The sequence below is a fragment of the Bacillus cereus group sp. MG9 genome (assembly GCF_040459995.1).
Classification (GTDB): domain Bacteria; phylum Bacillota; class Bacilli; order Bacillales; family Bacillaceae_G; genus Bacillus_A; species Bacillus_A mycoides.
In genome coordinates this window covers 3,342,076-3,361,421 of sequence record NZ_JARVHC010000001.1, presented here as the reverse complement: position 1 = coordinate 3,361,421, position 19,346 = coordinate 3,342,076, and the positions used below count along the sequence as shown (strand labels likewise).

Below are 19,346 nucleotides of genomic sequence, written 5' to 3'. Positions count from 1 at the left end.
ATCAAATTGAAAGTGAGGTTTAAACTAACATGTTAACCATAGAAAATGAAGAAAGTCATGCTTCTGATATGCCTTTTGAAGATTTATTTAAGCAGTACTATGCTTATGCTGTGAAACAGATTATATGGATTGTTAAAGATCAATCTATCGCTGAAGAGTTAGCACAAGAAGTGTTTTTACAATTATATCGTAGCGACTGGAAAGTAATTGAAAACATACCTGGATGGTTGATTAAATCTTCTACTTATGTAGCTTATAACCATTTGCGATCTGAAAAAAGGCAACAAGCGAAGATTGATAAAGAAATACAATACCATGAAGTACAAAATGTTTCATCATTAGACGATGATTGGATAAGAAAAGAAGAAATTACAAAGGTACAAACGATACTAAATAAAATGAATGATCGAGAACGAACCCTTTTACTAATGAAATTCTCTGGCTTCCAATATAAAGAAATTGCAGAAATACTTCAAATTGAAATATCTTCTATTGGAACATTATTGGTCCGAGCCAAAATGAAATTTCGTAAGATTTATAAACAAATGGAGGAGGCATAACAAATGAAATGTTATGATATCGGATTTATTCAAACATATATTGATGGAGAACTTTCTCATGATATAAGAAAGGAATTCACAAAGCACCTAGATACATGTGAAGCATGCCAAGATTTATTAGTAGAAATCAGTAAATTAAATCAATGGGAAAACGTAATGCTAGATGAAGAATCTGCAAATTCACCACAAGAAATCAAAATTGATATAGAACAAGCATGGAAAACATTTGAAAGTCGTTCCGAGCTAGACAATGTTTCTAATATAAATCACAAAAAACAACAGAAGAAGGGACTCTTTACAAACATGAGTAAAAAATCAAAACGTTTCATGTATACAGCAGTAGCTGCAGCAGCACTTTTCACAACAGCAATGATTCCACAAGTACAAGTAGCGGCTACAAATGTTGCCTCATATTTTTCTGATGCAATTACAAATGATAAAGTTGTAAATGAAGGAATACAAGATGAAAATGGTGTCACACAAGATATGATGAAGAATGGTAAATATATTTCTATTGATGAAAAAATTACAGATCAAGGTATTACTGTACATTTCAAAGAATTATATATCGCAGATTCACGTATATCAGTTCATTATAGAATGGAAAAAGCTGACGGAAGTTTAGTACCATTTGAATTTGATACATCAGGATTAGAGCTCGAAAGTGATGGTAAAATTAATGGGCAACAAGAGGAAAACCCTGAGATTAAACATGAAGGGAGACTATCATTTATCCATGATTCAGATGACCGTCTTCCTTTTGAACTTATGGCAGCAGGTAAAAAATTAAATGATATAGGCATTCGTGATAATGATAAACCCGAAGGTGCTGCTACATTTGTTATAGTTACTGGAGGAAAAGACGATTTTAAACAGCCCCTTACTTTAGATGTAAATATAAATAGAATTGGAAAAGTAATTGGATCTTGGAAAGGTGAAATTCAAATTGATACTTCACATCTGAAAAATAATACTAATTAAAATGAAAAAAAGAATAGAACAATATGTATCTAATGCTCAGTTTATATGTTTTCTTGTTTTCGTTACATTTATTTCTTATATAGTTTTTACTCTATCTTTTATTTATGATTTAAGTTTATAACCTTAAATCAATCATTTAAGACCATTACGAGAAAAACCTCCCTAAAAAAGTAGGAAAATAAATAACCGGTCCCTTAACGTATAAGGAATCGGTTATTTTGTATCTAAAATGTGTCTAAACTTACAATTTTCTTTTTTGATATGGTGCCCCATGCCCATCAACTTAAGAATTTAGAATTCCCCCAAAAATTATGAGTTTTTTGTTGCAAGTTGTCACAAATTTTCGTTTTTATGGTAGTTTTATTTTCTTAGCTTGATTGCGATGAGCGGTACCCCATAAAGGCCCCTGATACATAATTGATCTTCTGCCATTTGTAGAAAACAATCCACTTATACCATTTTAACAAGAAGAAATATCTCGTCCATGTTGTAATATTGGCTTACGTTAAGCTTGTGAAAAAATCATATTCATGTATAATACAATTGATGTATGATACATTAGTTGTAGGAGGGTGACCTTTTTGAAAAGAGAAGATGCCTTAAAACTAAGAACAGATATTAAGAAAATGATTATAATAACTGGGGTTTTTGAATCTCAAAATTTGCCCAATGGACCATTTGAAAAACCTTTACCAACTTCTCAAATGATGGCGTTAGAGGAACTAGAGGTGGAAAAATTAACTGTTTGGCAACTATCCAATAAACTTAGATTAGAGACTTCAACTGTAAGTAGATTGGTAGATAAGTTAGTAAAAAAGGGGCTTGTTTATCGTGAAGTAAATGAAAAAAATAGAAGAGAACTTTTTCTGCACCTCACAGAAAAAGGTCACATAACTGTTAATTGCTTAAGAGAGCAATCCATTACATTTTATCAAAGTATTCTCAATAATTTATCAGAATCAGAACAAAAAATAGTTGTGGATGGTTTTGATTTATTTATTGATTCTATTTCTAAGCCTTTTGATTAGAGTGAGGTAAATCATAACATTTGGAGGGTAAAATGAGTTTGGATTTTGAACGTCCTATTATTGAATTAAAAGAGAAATTTGATGAATTAAAGAAAATTATGAAAGAAAATAATGTAGATTTATCGCCAGAAATTCATGTATTAGAAAAACGTTTAAATAAAATGCAAGATAAAATTTATTCTAATATTACACCTTTTCAACGAGTTCAAATTGCAAGGCTACGTAACCGGCCCACGACATTGGACTATATACCTTTATTGTTTACAAACTTTCTCGAACTTCATGGTGATCGATTATATGGTGATGATAAAGCAATGATAGGTGGTATTGCAAAATTTAAAGGGATGCCCGTTACGGTTATTGGTCATCAAAGAGGTAGAAATACAAAGGAAAGTATAGAAAGAAATTTTGGAATGGCACATCCAGAAGGTTATAGAAAAGCGCTAAGACTTATGAAACAAGCTGATAAATTTAATCGCCCTATTATTACATTTATTGATACAATAGGCGCCTATCCAGGGAAAGGGTCTGAAGAACGTGGAATTTCTGAAGCGATAGCTCGAAATCTATTTGAAATGGCTACACTTAAAGTGCCAATTGTTTGTATTGTAATTGGAGAGGCATCAAGTGGTGGAGCTCTTGGCCTTAGTGTCGGTAACCATATCCATATGTTAGAGTATTCATGGTACTCGGTAATTTCGCCAGAAGGAGCAGCATCTATCCTATGGAAGGACGCTAAGTATGCTCCAGAAGCTGCTGAACATATGAAAATTTCAGCAAAAGATTTAAAACATTTAGGAATTATTGATGAAATCATTCCTGAAATTAAAGGTGGAGCACAAAATGATATAAAATCACAGGCAAAAATGATTGAATCTGTAATCGAATCATCTCTAAAAAAATTGATACTATTATCCTCGGAAGAGCTTATACAACAGCGATATGAAAAGTATAGACAAATAGAGAATTATAAATGAAAATATTTAAAGTCTGTATTATATTTCGGAGGATTCCTGCGAAAAAATTCTAAATATTTTGTAAGTAAACTCTTAAACTGGGATATGCTGATACTATTACTCTACAAAAGATGTGTGATCGGTATGGAAAAGGAAAATTTGTTCAAATGGAAGCATTATCAGCAAGATATTATTTTGTTAACTGTACGTTGGTACGGTACAACTTAATTTTTCGTAATTTAGTAGAAATGATGAGGAACCAGGATTATCCTACCATTATGCTAGAAATATATATGTTATATTTTCTTTTCCATTACCTTTGCACCAGAACCAAAAAATACGCTATTCTTTCTGTAGAATCATAGGAAAGGATGGCGTTTTTGTATGTATCTATCAATTTCTGACGAATTACAATTATTTGCTGAAGAATTATATGAACATCTTACCCCTTCATTTTTGGAAAATCTCGCTAGAGAGCTAGGTTTTGTAAAGCGAAAACGTAAATTTTCAGGGTATGATTTAGCTACTATATGTGTCTGGATTAGTCAACGAGTAGCGAGTAATTCATTAGTCCGATTGTGTAGTCAGCTACATGCATCAACAGGAACTCTTATGAGTCCTGAAGGACTAAATAAGCGCTTTAATAAAAAGGCAGTGTTCTTTTTGAAACATATTTTCTCCACATTATTAAAAAATAAAGTTTGTGGAAAGTCAGCAATTCCAAGTGCTTCACTTACCTATTTTCAGCGAATTCGTATTTTAGATGCAACCATTTTTCACGTACCAAAACACTTGGCCAATGTATATCCTGGATCAGGTGGTTGTGCACAAACAGCGGGTATAAAAATCCAGTTAGAATATGATTTACATAGTGGTCAGTTTTTAAATTTCCAAGTGGAACCAGGGAAAAATAATGATAAAACCTTTGGAACAGAGTGTTTATCAACATTACGCCCTGGGGACCTATGTATCCGGGATTTAGGCTATTATTCACTGGATGATTTAGATCAAATGGATCAACGTGGTGTGTACTATATATCGCGACTCAAATTAAACAATAGGGTATATGTCAAAAATGAATTTCCTGAATACTTTCGAAACGGAACAATAAAAAAACAATCTCAGTACATCAAAGTTGATTTAGAGCACATCATGGATACCTTAAAACCAGGACAGTCCTATGAAATAAAAGAAGCTTATATTGGAAAGGATAAAAAACTATTCACTCGGGTGATTATGTATCGATTAACAGAAAAACAACTTCGTAAGCGTATGAAAAAACAAGTGTACACAGAAAGTAAAAAAGGGATTACATATTCGGAAAAAAGCAAACGATTAGCTGGCATGAACCTATATGTTACCAATACACCTTGGGAGATTGCTCCGATGGAACAAATCCATAATTTTTACTCTCTCCGCTGGCAAATTGAAATCATTTTTAAAACTTGGAAATCCTTATTTCAAATTCATCATTGGCAACATATTAAACAAGAGCGATTAGAATGCCATGTTTATGGAAAACTCATTGCCATTTTTCTATGTTCTTCTACTATGTTTAAGATGCGACAATTAATTTTACAAAAGAAGAAACAAGAATTAAGTGAATATAAAGCAATTGGAATGATTCAAGATCACTTATCAAGGTTGTATCAAGCCATACAACAAAACATCCAAGAAATAACAAAGATCCTAATCAGCCTGTTCCACCTCCTACAGAAGAACGGGAGAAAATCTCATCGATATGAGAAGAAGACTGTTTTTGATATTATGGGTGTTGTTTATGAGTATAATGGGTTGAAAAAACAAAAGAAAGTTGCATAATTTAAAAAAGGAAACCCGTTAGGGTTTATTTGGTATGCATATTATTAAGAGTATGCTTCTATTTTAGGAATGCTTTACCTCCACAAAATGAAAGTACACTTTGTTTTCATTTTTAAGTTGATGGGCATGTATGGTGCCCCTATAGAGAAAGAATTTTTTCGTTTAGGGGGTACTTCAAAACCTTAACTTGATGGCGATGGGGTCCCGCCAACATAACGCGAATTTCGTACGCTAAGGAACTTTTTATTTAAAAAACTTGGTTTTCCGTACATTAAGAGTGTTCCATAAACGGTATTTGATGTTTGATATAAAACTTTGTTTTTGGTAATGAGTTTTTGAACTGAATTTTAAACATATTTCAGTCAGTTTTGATAGATATAAATAAAGTTCCTTAAACGACCGTTTTAGGGACTATTTGGACTGGTTAGTCAACATGTGATACAGCCAGCATTTCGAAAAAAAACACGCTAAGCAAATTAAATAAGAAATAAGCAGGTTTTTATCACGTTAAGAGTAAACCTATTTATGAAAAATAAAATTCTTAAAAAATGGAGAGCCGATACCATAAACCTGCATTATTAATGTAGAATTTTGATGTTGGCTCTTTATTTACTAAAATAGCAAGTTAGTGAATAAATTGTTCATATTTTTTCGAGAGGAGGTTAAGCAATGAGAGCGCCGTATCAAGTATTGATATTTCCTTATATAAAAACTGATGATTCCATTCAATATGCCATTTTTAATCGAAGTGATTATGGTTATTGGCAAGGAATAGCTGGTGAGACTCCTATTGAATCAGCAAAACGGGAAGCGTTTGAAGAGGCTGGTATTATAAGAGAATGTCCATATATAAAACTAGATTCTGTGTCTTCACTACCAGTAGAGGATGTAGTTGGTGAATTTCTTTGGGGAGAAGATGTTTATGTAATAAAAGAATTTTCTTTTGGAGTTAAAGTTCCTACAAAAAATATTAAATTATCTAAAGAACACTTTAAGTATAAATGGTTGTGCTTTGAGGAAGCCGTAACGCTTTTAAAATGGGATAGTAACAAAACAGCTTTGTGGGAATTAAACAAAAGGCTGTTAAAATAATTTAAGTGTTAGTTAACAAAGCCGATAATAGAAATCACACATTAAACATATATTTATACGCGTTGTTACTACACGCTAAGGAATAGTAATAAAAAGATGATGCCGATAAAACTATATAAAAACCAAAAGAATCCTAAGATGGGGAATGTTTTATGAAAATTAAGCATAGTAAACCTCCTTGGATATATAAAGTATTATAATACATCGTTGGTCTATTTAGAATACTAACCATGAATTGGATGACATTAGGCATGGTTAAACTAATAGAAATGATACATTAAACGTATTTAATGAGTCTGCTAGGTATAAAGATAATTGATAATCATACAATGATATGGAAGGGCCTTTTCTAACGTGTTAGTTACCTCAACGTATATGTATCTCTTGGCGCCTGGGCGAGGGTGCTTTTTTTATTGCACATTATAATATGGACAAGCATAATATTATGTAACAGGACGAGTTCTTCGTGTCCTATTCAATGCTCAGGATAAACCCCAATTCACATTGAGAGCACCAATAGCGAGGGTACTCTCTTTTTATTGAATCTACATTTATTTTTATGCCTAATGAATTCGCTAAGTGGATACTATTTCATGTAAAATGGTGATTTTATTTATATTCTGGATAGATTTCTTGCGAAATATGTAACTAGAGCCGTATTTAAATTGAAATATGATACGATAGTTGTATATATACATTTAGATGGTAAGAGGGGATAAAAGTTGATGAAAAACCATATAAAAGTAAATGGAAAACTACTTCAAACAAATATATAAAATTTTAATTTTTTTGGAGGCGTTCTTCAATAAGTTTTGCTTTTTCATTCACTTTTGTTGTATATGTGAAATCACCGTAACAATATGGATATCTAAAATTTTGTTTATTTCCACCACAAGTGTATGTAGCTGGATTCTGATCAACTTTCAACTTAGAAAACTGTTTAGCTGTATCTTCCGAGTGTTGTTTAGCTTCTTGATTGGCAATAAAATCAATATAGCCTGGCCCCATATTATAGCTTTGAATAATTGTATCCATGCTAACACCTTTTTCTTCTCCATATCTATACATTTGAACAAAGTGCTTTACCCCTTGTTTAATGCTCAAGTTTATCTCTTGGATTTCATTTGGCTTTAATCCAAGTGATTCGGAAGATTGCATAGGGTCGTTGCCCTCACCCCTACTCTCGTGGTACATAATTCCTAGTAAAATTGCTGTTTTTTCTCCCAAATTATATTTTTCTAATTCTTTTTTCATGATGGGCTCATATTGCAATAAACGTTCCTCGGTAGCAAACGCTTTATTTTTTTGAGTATTGGTTTTGTCATTAAAATATAGTATCCCGATTATTGTTCCTAACCCTAAAATACTAATAAAGAATAATATAATAGTTTGTACTTTTCTCTTATTCTTCAAATATTACTCCTCCTTTTACAAGAAACCCTATTTTCAATGGTGGCTGGTTATTAAAAAAATTCAATAATTCTCTATTTCCCAGCTTTTTTAGACTCGAAAATTTTTTTCTAAATGCTAAGTTTAATAGAAAAATTTAAAGATAAGGTAAAGATAAGATAAAGATAAAATAAAGTCCATTTTTTAGGGTATCCATTATGTGTTCTAAAGGCTCCAGATTCAAGAGATATATTATCTACATAACCCATAAGAGAGAAGGAGGTAAGCAAAATGTCACTTGAAACAGACATAATTCTTTCTTTATTAGATATAAAAATGTGGATGGCCCATCATTCGGAAATTAGTCGCTTAAAAACAAAAAAAAAATTAAAATCAGAACCGTACCTCAATAAGTCTTCAAGTGTTAATAAAAGAAAACTATATAAGGTGAGGGAATAAAGATTCAACACCAATGATTATCAATAATTGAAGTGCTAATGATTATAATAAAAAGAACCTTCAATAGGTTCTTTTTTATAGTTGGTAAATATGTTATCAACAATAGATGGTAATAAAGATAGAAATTTAGACACTTTTTATTAATGGGTTAAGTTTTCTTAGGAAGAAATCTATTTCTCATGACTGATCGCTAGATATAACAGGATATATCATTTATTAATTTTGGCGGGTGATTTAGCTTTTTGAGTTTACCACACTAAAATTTAAATTTTGTTTAGGGACAAAATGTTAAAGTGTTATATTCTGAATTAACAGATAATTTAAGTGGTAAAAATCCTATTAAATCTTTTATCAGGTAACTCATATTTCTTTGGCCTTATTTTCATGGTATTACCGAACGTTTATATGTCTCTAAGGGAAAGAAATACTTTAAGTTTTATTACCATCTAATGTTTGATTAAGATGGTAACATGAAAATAAAACGTTTACAACTAGAAAATAAAGAAAAAATATAAAAATTCGACTTTTTTCGACGTTACGACTATGAGAGAAAGAATCTAAATTAAGTAAATCTTATATTTAGAGGGGATATTTACCTTATACATAACGGTTAAAACATTTGCAAATGTTTCACGAGTAATTAAAAACGTCGAATATAAAATTATATTGTGACAATTTTAAACGAACATACTTTATAATTCATACTTAGACTAATAAATTAATTACTAATAAATTAAATACGCTATATTTAATAGAGTATAATACGGAATATTTAACTTTAATATTCCATATTATATATAATTATGAATCATTTAACATATTTGTTGCGGAAAATTTTGACATAAGATATTTTAAATATTAAGCACAGAAACATTTCAAAGAAAAAGAGCTATTTTAAAATGTACCCTAAAAACGTTTTTCCTAAAAGTAGTAAGATTTTGCAAAACGTTTCTGTGCCTAATTAGATGGAAATAATATGATAAATTGTTTAAAAGAGATAAAAATAAGTTGCTTTTATGGAGAAATATACATCCCATACTATTAGAATTATGTCAAATTGTAGTTTGCAAATTACATTTCAAAGTATAAAAGGGGCATTTATTGCAGCTCGAATATCTATTACTGATTTATTGCATAAAAAGGTAGCTGCACAAAAGTACAGCTACTTTTTTCTTGAAAACATTATTATGCAAATAGCATACTTAACGTAAACTTGCGCTTAACGGTACTTGTGAATAAATTGTGAAATTGCTACTCTATGTTTCTAACTAACATTTTTGCACCAGAACCATATAAAAAGAGGACGAATAGTTACGTCTTCTTTTTATATGGTTATATTAGCTACAAAATAATATCATTTAAATAAATCTTCTATTATATTAGCAGGGGATAGTGATAGAAAAGTGTGTTCCTTTTCCTAGTTCACTTTCTATCTCTATATCTCCGTTTAATTCTTTAATAATACTGTACGCAATCATAGTACCAAGCCCAGTACCTTTTTCTGTTGTTGAATAAAATGGCAAGGCAATACGTTTTATTTGTTGGGAAGACATTCCTATTCCTGTATCAATAATATCAATTACAATATTATCTTTTATTTTTTGTATATTTATTTGTAATACGCCACCATTTTTCATAGCCTCAATTCCATTTTGTATGATGTTGGTTAGACATATTTTTAATTTTTCAGTATTAGCATTTATGTAAAGGGAATCTGTTGTAATATGCTGTTTTATTTCAACATTATATGAAAGAGCGAGTGGTGAAATATTATCTTTCACTTGATTTAATATGTAATTAATATCTAGTTCCTCTTTTATAATGTTTTGTGGTTTGGTTAAAGATAAATAGTTATTAATAGTAGATTGTATTTGCTGCATTTCAAGTAACATAATTTCTAAGTACTTATCTTGAGACATCTTAGCACTCTCATCTTCATTTAGTAATTGAGTGAATCCACGTACCGTGGTCAGTGGATTATGAATTTCATGCGCGATCGATGCAGCTAGTTCGCTAGCTATATAAAATTTTTCTGCTCTTTGCATTCTTTCTTTTATTTTATATTTCTCGATCATTCCTTCTATTAAATAAACTGATAATAATACTGTGAAAATATTTATGATTATATAATTGAATAAAAATTCAATGAGAGTAGAGTCAATTTTACCACCTGTATTTATTTGCGTTACAATACCGCAGATAGAAAGGGAAGTTGTACATATCAAAATAAGTAGAATACTTAATAATATCTTCTTTTCCTTGAAATAAGTAGGTGACAAGTAACGAAACATGATTGTAATAACAGAAATAACAGTAAAGATAATAAATGATGGGAAGACTCCGCTTCCACCTAAGTAAAATCTATAAGAAAGATATAAAACTCCAATACAAATAATGCTCTTTGTATTTCCATATAGAAAAACTAATATAATGGGAATAAAACGTAAATCATAAATGAACCCAGCGTGTAAATGAAAAGGAAAAGTCATACAAAAAATAATTGCAATGGAGGAAAGTACAGAAATTAATATATTATTACATGCCATTTTTTCTTTATGTTCTAGCCAAAATACTTGGTAACTAAGGATACAAATAATAATAATAAATGTATTTAATAATAGTGTAGGAATTCCCATAGTTTATACCTCTCTGAGAGTTTGTAAGTAGGATTATGTATGTGTTTAATCTAGGTGTTTGATTTTATTAGATTTTCTATCTTTAAAAAAGAAAAGGAAGGGCACTTGAAAAAGTGCTTTTTTACCATTTATATTAAAATCGATGAGGAAGATAGAATAAAAAGTTACTTTTACTTATGAACAAAAAAATTGAAAGTAGCCCTTGTATAGGTAAAAGATGAAGCAAATTACTGAAATAGTTACGTTTCTCTGGAGTGAATATTCCGAAAAAACATTGTGTATGGCGAAATCCATTTTATAACCTTCGCCATATTAACATGTAACTTATTAAATTACAAAGAAAAAAATTAAAAATTATTACTTTTTTGTTATTTTAATTTATTTAAAAACGTAAAAGTATTCAAGAGGTTACCATTGAGATGCTAGGGTACTTAGACCAATATTCGAACTTAGTAATAACGTTGTTACTTTTTTACTAATATTCTTAATACTAATTTTAGTAGAGTTAATTAATTAACTGAAAGTTCTAATAATTATCTACGTACCCTTTTTTTTATATCATTTTATATTAAATACAATGATATTTATTGTCACATAATAATGCAAATTTCCAGTAAACTAATAGAAAAAATCCTATAAAAACATAATTTACTATCTTTTATATAAACATTGCAGGTGTAAATGCAATAAAATTTCATTATTAATACATATATTCAATCTGAAAATATTTGTTTACATATTAAAATATCTTTGTAGTGGTCCTTCATGCCAAGAATCGTTTCCGTACTCCAACTACCGTTATTCTAGTATTTTACCAAGTTTCTTATTTTGTTAAGGTATCCTAATATTGTTAATTTTGTGAAACGGAATGTTTTAATATTATAATTTATAGTGGTTGTTGAGAAAATAAATAATTTGTAAAAATAATATAATATTTGTAACTTTATGTCTTATAATATGAAATATCTTCGTTGTGATTATTTTAAATATTTGAATAATACATCGGGTTCATTTTATCTAGGGAGGTTTTAAAATTGGGGAGAAGAGTTGTTAAAAGAGTTTTTGCATTATTATCAGTACTAGCATTATTCTTTAATGTGTTTCTACCGAAGGCAAATGCGGAGGTTATGACGCACGAAAAGTATTCAATGAACTGGAGTTATAGCAACAGTTTAGGTAAGTACATTCGAACTGAAATTATTAAAAATTCAAGCGGTCAAATTGCTTATTGTTTAACTCTTGGCTTAAAATCACCAAATGGTGAAGATCTTCCTGAAATGGGGAAAACAGATAATGTAGTATATAGGGTTCTATTAAATGGTTTCCCACAAAAAAGTATAGAACAACTGGGGGTAGCTAATAAGAATGAAGCACATTATGCAACTCAGCTTGCGGTTTGGAATGCATTAGGTCAACTTGATGTAAATGAATTAAAGCATGAAAATAAAAATGTTGAAAAAGCGGCTAAGACAATTATTAATGCTGCAAATACAAGTGAAGATACTCAAGATATTTTTATGAATGTGATTCCTGCTGAAAAGCAAAAGGCAGAATTAAAGGGTGAGTTTTTTGAAACAAACCTATACACAGTACAAACAAATGCTAAGAGTGGTTCTTATAAAGTAGTAGCGAAAAATGCACCTAATGGAGTTAAAATTGTTAGTGAAAATGGAGAAGTGAAAGATCAGCTTTCACTTGGGGAAAAATTCCGTATCCAAATTCCTAAAGATACAAAAACAGGTGAATTTAATCTAAGTGTTGCTGCAAATGTAACTAAAGTTCAAGCAATTGCTTATCGCGGTACTGATACTGTTCAGAATGCTACAGTGCTACTAGAAAGAAATGAGGAAAAGCTTAGTAGTGACCTTGCAGTAAATTGGGAAGCTGCTGGTTCTTTAAAAATTAAAAAGGTTGGGGAAAATGGAGAAATATTAGCTGGTGCAGTATTTGAAGTCTTTAATGCAAATAATGAATCAGTTGGAAAAATCACGACGGGTGCTGATGGTACTGCAGAATTAAATAACCTACCAATTGGTACCTACACAGTAAAAGAAATTAAAGCACCAACAGGTTATGTCTCAGGTGATAAACCACAAACTATTGAAGTTAAGACAGGGGAAATAGGAGCTGTTCAAGTAGTAAACAACAAAGTAAAAGGTAACATCGAAATAAAAAAACTTAGTGATTCAGGTAAGATGTTACCTAATGTTGAATTCACGGTCTTTACTGAAGATGGAAAAGAAGTGAAAAAAGTAGTAACAAAAGAAAATGGAATTGCAAATGTTGATGGTCTTACGTATGGTAAATATTATTTCTTAGAGACAAAAACACCTAATGGATATATTGGAAATAAAACAAAGTATCCTTTTGAAATTAAAGAGCACAATAGAACACTTACTTTTACAGTGGAAAATACAGAAGTGAAAGGTAGTGTGAAATTACTAAAAGTAGATAATGAAGATATCAGTAAAAAATTAGAAGGTGCAGTATTCGAGCTAAAAGATGCAAGCGGGAAAGTAATTGGGGAATATAAGACAGATAAAAATGGTGAAGTTAACGTCAAAGATTTAGCGTATGGTAAATATTCATTTGTAGAAAAGGCTTCTCCAAATGGTTACGTTCTTATTACAGAACCAATTGTGTTCGAAATAAAGGAACACGGGAAAATTATTGAGCTATTAGCAGTTAATCATCTTATCAAAGGTGATCTAGAAATTACAAAAGTTGATGTAGCTGATGGAAACAATAAGCTTCCGAATGCAGAGTTTACTATTTATAATGAAGCAGGAAAAGAAGTAGTTAAAGGGAAAACAGACGATAAAGGTATCGCGAAGTTTGAAAAGTTACCATTTGGAAAATACACATATAAAGAAACTGTTGCACCAAAAGGTTATGTATTGAATGAAGAAATATTCTCTTTTGAGATCAAAGAGAATGGTCAAATCATTAAACATATTGTCAAAGATGAAAAGATTCCATCAGTAAAAACAACAGCTACTGATAAAACCGATGGTACAAAAGAAATGCACACTTCTAAGTCTGTAACAATCCAAGATAAAGTGGAATACAAAGACCTACAAGTAGGTAAAGAGTACACTTTAAAAGGTAAATTAATGGATAAAGAGACTAATAAACCATTAGTTGTAAATGGTAAAGAAGTAACTGCTGAAACTAAGTTTACACCAAAAGAAGCAAACGGTTCTATTACACTAGATTTCACTTTTGATGCAACTGGTTTAGAAGAAAAAGAAGTAGTAGTATTCGAAGAGTTACTGAAAGACGGAAAAGTTGTTACTACACATGCTGATATCAATGATAAAGGTCAAACAGTTAAGTTCGTTAAGCCATCAGTAAAAACAACTGCTACAAACAAAGCTGATGATGGAAAAGAGATTCATTCAAAGGATTCTATCACTATTCAAGATAAAGTAGAGTATACTAACTTAGTTGTTGGTAAAGAGTACACTGTAAAAGGTAAATTAATGAACAAAGCTATTAACAAACCATTATTAATTGATGGTAAAGAAATAACAGCAGAGACTAAGTTCATTGCAAAAGAAAAGAATGGTTTTGTAACATTAGACTTTACTTTCGTTGGTGCTGAACAGCAAGGAAGAGAAGTAGTTGTGTTTGAAGACTTATTGCATGAAGGTCAAGTAATTGCAACTCACGCTGACATTAACGATGTAGGTCAAACAGTTCGATTTGTAGAGCCTTCCATTAAAACAACTGCTACAAACAAAGCTGATGGTTCTAAAGAGTTAGACGCTTCTAAATCTGTAACAATCCAAGATAAAGTGGAATACAAAGACTTAATCGTGGGTAAAGAGTACGTTGTAAAAGGCAAACTAATGGATAAAGCAACAAAAAAACCATTATTAGTTGATGATAAAGAAGTAACAGTAGAATCTAAGTTTACTGCAAAAGAAAAAAATGGTTCTATCACACTCGATTTCACATTTAATGCATCTGCATTACAAGGTAAAGAAGTGGTAGTGTTTGAAGAATTGTATCAAGATAATGTCTTGGTTGCTATTCACGTTGACATCGAAGATAAGGGTCAAACGGTGAAATTTAAAGAAGTAAAACCGGAACAACCAAAACCAGAACAGCCGAATCAAGATAAAAATACTCCAACATCAGAGCAACCTAAAGAGCAAGTAAAAGAGCAACCACAACCTAAGAAAGAAATTCAATCTAAAATTGGATGGTTACCGCAAACAGGCGCTGACCTTACAAGCTGGATCTCTATGGCTGCAGGTGCATTATTGTTAATTGTTGGTGGAGTGATTTTCCTAAAACGTAAAAATGCATAAAAATTAAAAAATAAGCACATCTGTTTTTTTACAAGATGTGCTTATTTTTTATGTTAATAATTTAGTCCTATTTACAGTATTTTAATCTATTTGCTTATTTTTGAGTTGTTGTAATAATTCCCTGTTTTCTTTTCCTTAGCTTCCAAAGTGTCAGCTTCTAAATTCACTGTGAGACAAAATCCCTTAGCTATTTCAAAAGGTCTCATAGAGAACTGGGGGATATAATGCTCTTTTTTTACAAACTGTGTTTTTTCTGCCGTGATAAAGCAACAAATCCTTTCCTGCTATCATTATAGAGATAATTTTATCAAAAAAAGAGAGCGTTATCTCTTCAATTTAGATAAATGGGACATAAAGTAGTATGGTGTGACAGAAGTGGCTTTGGCCTTACTGAAATGTTAAAGGGAATTTTCATTCATATAGATTGTTTTAAAAAAGGTGCGAAGTCAATTCTATGACTTTGCACCTTTTTATTTCACTTGAACTTTGTTTAAGCGCGTTTATCTACTCATTGTTACGCGTGAATTGCGTTTAAAATCGACACTTTATTCGTAGTAAATAATACATAATTTTGTTTTACAGTTTTAATTAATATACGATCAGTTGTCCCATATGCTGTTCCGATACGGATTGCACTTGGTTCTTCAACACCCGCATAGGTAGCATCTTCGGTAACCTCAATCACATCACGTAATGGAATCGTGACCTCCGCAAATTGCCATGAAATAATTAACTCTTCTTTTGTTTTTTTGACATCAATACCTAGCATTATACCAAGACCTTTCTATAATAGAATGCTGCACTTCTTATCTTATTATACAAATCTTTAGATTATTTTTCTACATGTATAAATAGAGCTGATATTTTAAGGGTGCCAAAAGAAAGGGAAGATATACTATCAATCTATTAAGGAATGCGTTATGAAGAAAAGTTCACAGGGAATTAATATGGATTTGATATGGTTGAAGTATGATGAATGAGTAACAGTAGGAGTTGCAGGAAGGAAATGAATGATGAGACTTAAATTAGTAGGAACCTTAACTTGTATAGTAGTAATGCTAGGTATCTTTATCATTTACACCAATATATCTATTGGTAAAGAACCATATAAGACAAACCATGAAACTAGTGAAAACTCCATAAATAAAGAAAAAAATAGTAAGCAAAATGGGACTTCAAATAAGATAGCAAGTTCCTTTGCTAGTATACAGGCTGTAGTAAATAAGGAATATGGTTTACCCGAAGACTATATGCCAGAGGATTTAGTTGTACCAAATGTACCGTTCTCATTTAGTGGAACGGTAGAAAAGAGTCATCTTCGTAAAGAAGCAGCGGAAGCGTTAGAAAAACTATTCCTTTTAGCTAAGCAAGATGGGATCCAGTTGAATGCTGTTTCAGGATTTCGTTCCTATGAGTATCAAAAAGGTCTGTATGCCAACAATGTTAAAAAGAAAGGGCAAGAGCATACGGATCGCTTCTCTGCAAAGCCAGGGCATAGCGAACATCAAACAGGGTTAACGATGGATGTTTCTTCTAAAAGTGCGAACAATGAACTAGAGCTATCCTTTGCGAATACGAAGGAAGGAAAATGGCTGAAAGAAAACGCGCATCGTGCAGGGTTTATCATTCGTTATCCTAAGGGGAAGGAAAGTATTACGGGTTATGCATATGAACCTTGGCATATTCGCTATGTAGGAGATATTGCTGAAAATATATATAAGGAAAAACTGACTTTAGAAGAATATATGAATCTATGAAAATAGAATTGAAGAGTTAAATTGTATTCATTGTTTATAAATGCTACTTTTTCTATTAAAAAGCCTAATTTCTCAATGTTTTGTAGAGAAATTAGGTTTTTTTCATCACTTCATTAGAGTTTTTTAGGCTTCGTTCGTTGGTATACTTCACACAATATTATAAAGGAAATAGAACTTACTGAAGATAACATATGAATGTTTTATAAATGTATCAAAAAAGTGAACAAAATCGTTATTTTGCACAACAAGATAGTCAGCGTAATGAAATAACTGCTTGTAAAAAAAGAAGCCCTATAGGAAATATTACAGGGCTTCACCAAGTTGAGTTATGTCGTATTCACAAGGGATTTTAACATGATATTTGTGTTGAATAAACTGGTAAATGTGTCCAAGTAATTTGGAGCTATTTTATAAAAAAAGAGAAGCGCTTAATCAGGACGCTCCTCTTAATGCCAATACACAATAACTATCCCATTATACTGTATAAGCGTAAAATATTTAACAATTACTTTCATGGTAAATATTTCATTTTGTCTTAGTACCTTTAAATCACGAAAAAAGGTTCCGCTGTTTCCAACAGAACCTTTCCTAAAATGGCAAAGAGTAACTCTTACCTTACTCTTTGTTTATATACTACAGGAGTTTTAATGAAAATCCAAGGATCCTTATATTGAGAAATAAAGAAGAATCATTATAAAAAATTTTATCTTTTTTCATAAATAAAAGAGCAGCTAGCAAAAACTAACTGCTCAATACAAGGAGATACAGAGCAAACTAAATGGATTTTGGCATACAGCCTATCAACATTATGGACATAATATTGATTTTTATTCGAAGGAATTCATGTTTTACAAATCAGATTATGATAGTCGATATTCTCCATATTGAACAGAAAAGAACCAAGAATTCTAGTGAAATTCCAAGTGTTCTTTTCCTAGTTTTTTGAAATTCTTTTACTAAATAGCCAATAGCGCTAATTGCTAGAAGAATGAAAAGAATAAGTTCTAGTGTAACTGGCATTTGATCTACTCCTAATCCATTATTTTAATTTAGTATATAACGATTATAAGATATTTTTTGTGGTTAGTGGTGAGAAATTAAACAAAACCATCTCTTTACGAAAAAAGGTCCTGTTGTCTCCAACAGAACCTCTCCTAAAATGGCAAAGAGTAACTCTTACCTTACTCTTTGTTCATATACTACAGGAGTTTTAATGAAAATCCAAGGCTCCTTATATTGAGAAATAAAGAAGAATCATTCTAAAGAATCTTATCTTCGTTATAAATAAAAGAGCAGTTAGCAAAAACTAACTGCTCATCTCCAAGGGGGAACAAGGAGAAAAATCTAATGTCATCTATATTATTGACGGAATATTGAGTTTTACTCATAAAAAACTACGTTTAACTTAATGCATAACCCACAATCAAAGTTAGTATTAAAAACACTGATAATAACAATGTTAGTAAGACTGTTGCTACACTCCTAAGCATCGCAATCCAATTATTCATCTTAGAAAATCCTATAATGCCAGCAAAAAAAGTTCCTATTGTTAAAACTAGTAATATAAATAAAGGGTGAATGTGTAATGAATCCGTGAAAAATTTGAATAATTCAAGTGGAATTTCAAAATATAAACGGAATAGTCCAACGCAAATCAAAGAGCATATAAAGGACCATAGATTGAGGTTATGCTTCATAGCTTTCTCCTATGTTTTCAAAATAGTTTTACTCAATTTTAATGGGAAATGAAGGAAAAAGATAGAGGTTATAAATTAGAATCAATTTTTTAACAAAATAATCCTTTGTGCGACACGTTTCCTCATAAGTGTGCAAACACGAAGTAGGAGGGTTATTAATTTGATAACAACAACTGTTTGACTGAAAGTAGGAATGAAAGCCGTCAGGTTGAGCTGAAACTACTTATCTAATACTCCTACATGCAAGGCGTGATAGTAGTCACAAATTGTATGAAGCTAGGTGAAGTCGGCTGAACAAAACCTAAGTGAGAAATCATATGGTAATGGATAGGTCGGGATGCTACAAAATATCTATGGTGAGAATGTCTAAAATAACGGACTGGCGAACTTGCGAATGTACGGGTCTAAATTATTAATACAATAGAAATTTGTATGTCGTCAATGATGACGTTATCTACCGAAAAGTAAGAGTAAAGGATACGAAATTCGGAACATCTAACGATGAGGGTGTAAAGATAACAGGCTTAAAGCAAGCACCTAAGGATATATGTATAGCTAAGTCAATCGGAACGTGGTAAGCAAGAAACTGTCACCAACGCCTACTAGCGGACAGATGCATATAAGGTTCTAACGAACCGAAATTGCTTCATTCTT

The 19,346-nt window shown here is 31.1% G+C and carries 15 protein-coding genes and 1 pseudogene; 12 read left to right on the top strand and 4 right to left on the bottom strand.

All coding sequences use genetic code 11. The features are described from left to right. Positions 1 to 29: 29 nt before the first annotated feature. From QCI77_RS17235 to QCI77_RS17205, 7 genes and pseudogenes are all read left to right on the top strand, one after another. Positions 30 to 560 (top strand): RNA polymerase sigma factor SigX, encoded by a 531-nt coding sequence (locus QCI77_RS17235; protein ID WP_002016748.1) that lies wholly within the window; start codon positions 30 to 32, stop codon positions 558 to 560. Between the two features lie 3 nt (positions 561 to 563). Beyond that, positions 564 to 1,541, top strand: a complete 978-nt coding sequence (locus QCI77_RS17230) for a DUF4179 domain-containing protein (RefSeq protein WP_113769648.1) — start codon at positions 564 to 566, stop codon at positions 1,539 to 1,541. A gap of 581 nt (positions 1,542 to 2,122) precedes the next feature. Continuing rightward, positions 2,123 to 2,569, top strand: coding sequence for a MarR family winged helix-turn-helix transcriptional regulator (locus QCI77_RS17225; protein ID WP_113769649.1), 447 nt, complete (start codon positions 2,123 to 2,125; stop codon positions 2,567 to 2,569). A gap of 32 nt (positions 2,570 to 2,601) precedes the next feature. Beyond that, positions 2,602 to 3,546 (top strand): acetyl-CoA carboxylase carboxyltransferase subunit alpha, encoded by a 945-nt coding sequence (locus QCI77_RS17220; protein ID WP_113769650.1) that lies wholly within the window; start codon positions 2,602 to 2,604, stop codon positions 3,544 to 3,546. A 123-nt stretch (positions 3,547 to 3,669) separates the two neighbouring features. Further along, a pseudogene (locus QCI77_RS17215) lies at positions 3,670 to 3,788 on the top strand (IS6 family transposase); the annotation flags it as partial. Between the two features lie 121 nt (positions 3,789 to 3,909). Then, positions 3,910 to 5,346: an IS4 family transposase gene (locus QCI77_RS17210; protein WP_353825278.1), complete on the top strand. Its 1,437-nt coding sequence runs from the start codon at positions 3,910 to 3,912 to the stop codon at positions 5,344 to 5,346. A gap of 669 nt (positions 5,347 to 6,015) precedes the next feature. Further along, the gene (locus tag QCI77_RS17205) at positions 6,016 to 6,438 is read left to right on the top strand and encodes an NUDIX hydrolase (RefSeq protein ID WP_113769652.1); all 423 of its coding nucleotides are present in this window, start codon (positions 6,016 to 6,018) and stop codon (positions 6,436 to 6,438) included. A gap of 780 nt (positions 6,439 to 7,218) precedes the next feature. Here QCI77_RS17205 and QCI77_RS17200 read toward each other — a convergent pair. Next, positions 7,219 to 7,851, bottom strand: coding sequence for a lysozyme family protein (locus QCI77_RS17200; RefSeq protein ID WP_002035240.1), 633 nt, complete (start codon positions 7,849 to 7,851; stop codon positions 7,219 to 7,221). Positions 7,852 to 8,118: 267 nt separating this feature from the next. On the opposite strand from QCI77_RS17200, the gene QCI77_RS17195 reads away from it, so the two are divergent. Together QCI77_RS17195 and QCI77_RS17190 are read left to right on the top strand one after the other, a co-directional pair. Beyond that, the gene (locus QCI77_RS17195) at positions 8,119 to 8,286 is read left to right on the top strand and encodes a hypothetical protein (protein ID WP_353825277.1); all 168 of its coding nucleotides are present in this window, start codon (positions 8,119 to 8,121) and stop codon (positions 8,284 to 8,286) included. A 1,016-nt stretch (positions 8,287 to 9,302) separates the two neighbouring features. Beyond that, complete coding sequence (locus tag QCI77_RS17190) at positions 9,303 to 9,497, top strand: hypothetical protein (protein WP_033732005.1); 195 nt, start codon at positions 9,303 to 9,305, stop codon at positions 9,495 to 9,497. Positions 9,498 to 9,665: 168 nt separating this feature from the next. On the opposite strand, the gene QCI77_RS17185 is transcribed toward QCI77_RS17190, so the two are convergent. After that, positions 9,666 to 10,922 (bottom strand): ATP-binding protein, encoded by a 1,257-nt coding sequence (locus QCI77_RS17185; RefSeq protein ID WP_016100949.1) that lies wholly within the window; start codon positions 10,920 to 10,922, stop codon positions 9,666 to 9,668. 1,034 nt (positions 10,923 to 11,956) lie between these two features. Here QCI77_RS17185 and QCI77_RS17180 point away from each other — a divergent pair. Then, on the top strand, positions 11,957 to 15,238 hold the full coding sequence (locus tag QCI77_RS17180; protein ID WP_113769653.1) for a VaFE repeat-containing surface-anchored protein: 3,282 nt from the start codon (positions 11,957 to 11,959) through the stop codon (positions 15,236 to 15,238). A gap of 514 nt (positions 15,239 to 15,752) precedes the next feature. Here the strand turns inward: QCI77_RS17180 and QCI77_RS17175 are convergent. After that, the gene (locus QCI77_RS17175) at positions 15,753 to 16,007 is read right to left on the bottom strand and encodes a SunI/YnzG family protein (RefSeq protein ID WP_002128348.1); all 255 of its coding nucleotides are present in this window, start codon (positions 16,005 to 16,007) and stop codon (positions 15,753 to 15,755) included. 244 nt (positions 16,008 to 16,251) lie between these two features. Between QCI77_RS17175 and QCI77_RS17170 the strand changes: the two genes are divergently transcribed. Both QCI77_RS17170 and QCI77_RS17165 read left to right on the top strand, forming a co-directional pair. Continuing rightward, positions 16,252 to 16,995 carry a M15 family metallopeptidase gene (locus QCI77_RS17170; RefSeq protein ID WP_033709884.1) on the top strand — a complete coding sequence of 248 codons (744 nt, stop codon included), beginning with the start codon at positions 16,252 to 16,254 and terminating at the stop codon, positions 16,993 to 16,995. 206 nt (positions 16,996 to 17,201) lie between these two features. Next, the gene (locus tag QCI77_RS17165; RefSeq protein ID WP_193652950.1) at positions 17,202 to 17,348 is read left to right on the top strand and encodes a hypothetical protein; all 147 of its coding nucleotides are present in this window, start codon (positions 17,202 to 17,204) and stop codon (positions 17,346 to 17,348) included. A 1,047-nt stretch (positions 17,349 to 18,395) separates the two neighbouring features. On the opposite strand, the gene QCI77_RS17160 is transcribed toward QCI77_RS17165, so the two are convergent. Next, on the bottom strand, positions 18,396 to 18,692 hold the full coding sequence (locus QCI77_RS17160; RefSeq protein ID WP_113769655.1) for a hypothetical protein: 297 nt from the start codon (positions 18,690 to 18,692) through the stop codon (positions 18,396 to 18,398). Between the last annotated feature and the right edge of the window lie 654 nt (positions 18,693 to 19,346).

Coding starts and splice junctions, on each gene's coding strand:
- QCI77_RS17205 (WP_113769652.1), top strand. CDS start 6,016: ATGAGAGCGCCGTATCAAGTATTGATATTTCCTTATATAAAAACTGAT.
- QCI77_RS17190 (WP_033732005.1), top strand. CDS start 9,303: ATGGAGAAATATACATCCCATACTATTAGAATTATGTCAAATTGTAGT.
- QCI77_RS17195 (WP_353825277.1), top strand. CDS start 8,119: ATGTCACTTGAAACAGACATAATTCTTTCTTTATTAGATATAAAAATG.
- QCI77_RS17175 (WP_002128348.1), bottom strand. CDS start 16,007: ATGCTAGGTATTGATGTCAAAAAAACAAAAGAAGAGTTAATTATTTCA.
- QCI77_RS17230 (WP_113769648.1), top strand. CDS start 564: ATGAAATGTTATGATATCGGATTTATTCAAACATATATTGATGGAGAA.
- QCI77_RS17220 (WP_113769650.1), top strand. CDS start 2,602: ATGAGTTTGGATTTTGAACGTCCTATTATTGAATTAAAAGAGAAATTT.
- QCI77_RS17185 (WP_016100949.1), bottom strand. CDS start 10,922: ATGGGAATTCCTACACTATTATTAAATACATTTATTATTATTATTTGT.
- QCI77_RS17210 (WP_353825278.1), top strand. CDS start 3,910: ATGTATCTATCAATTTCTGACGAATTACAATTATTTGCTGAAGAATTA.
- QCI77_RS17170 (WP_033709884.1), top strand. CDS start 16,252: ATGAGACTTAAATTAGTAGGAACCTTAACTTGTATAGTAGTAATGCTA.
- QCI77_RS17165 (WP_193652950.1), top strand. CDS start 17,202: ATGTATCAAAAAAGTGAACAAAATCGTTATTTTGCACAACAAGATAGT.
- QCI77_RS17235 (WP_002016748.1), top strand. CDS start 30: ATGTTAACCATAGAAAATGAAGAAAGTCATGCTTCTGATATGCCTTTT.
- QCI77_RS17160 (WP_113769655.1), bottom strand. CDS start 18,692: ATGAAGCATAACCTCAATCTATGGTCCTTTATATGCTCTTTGATTTGC.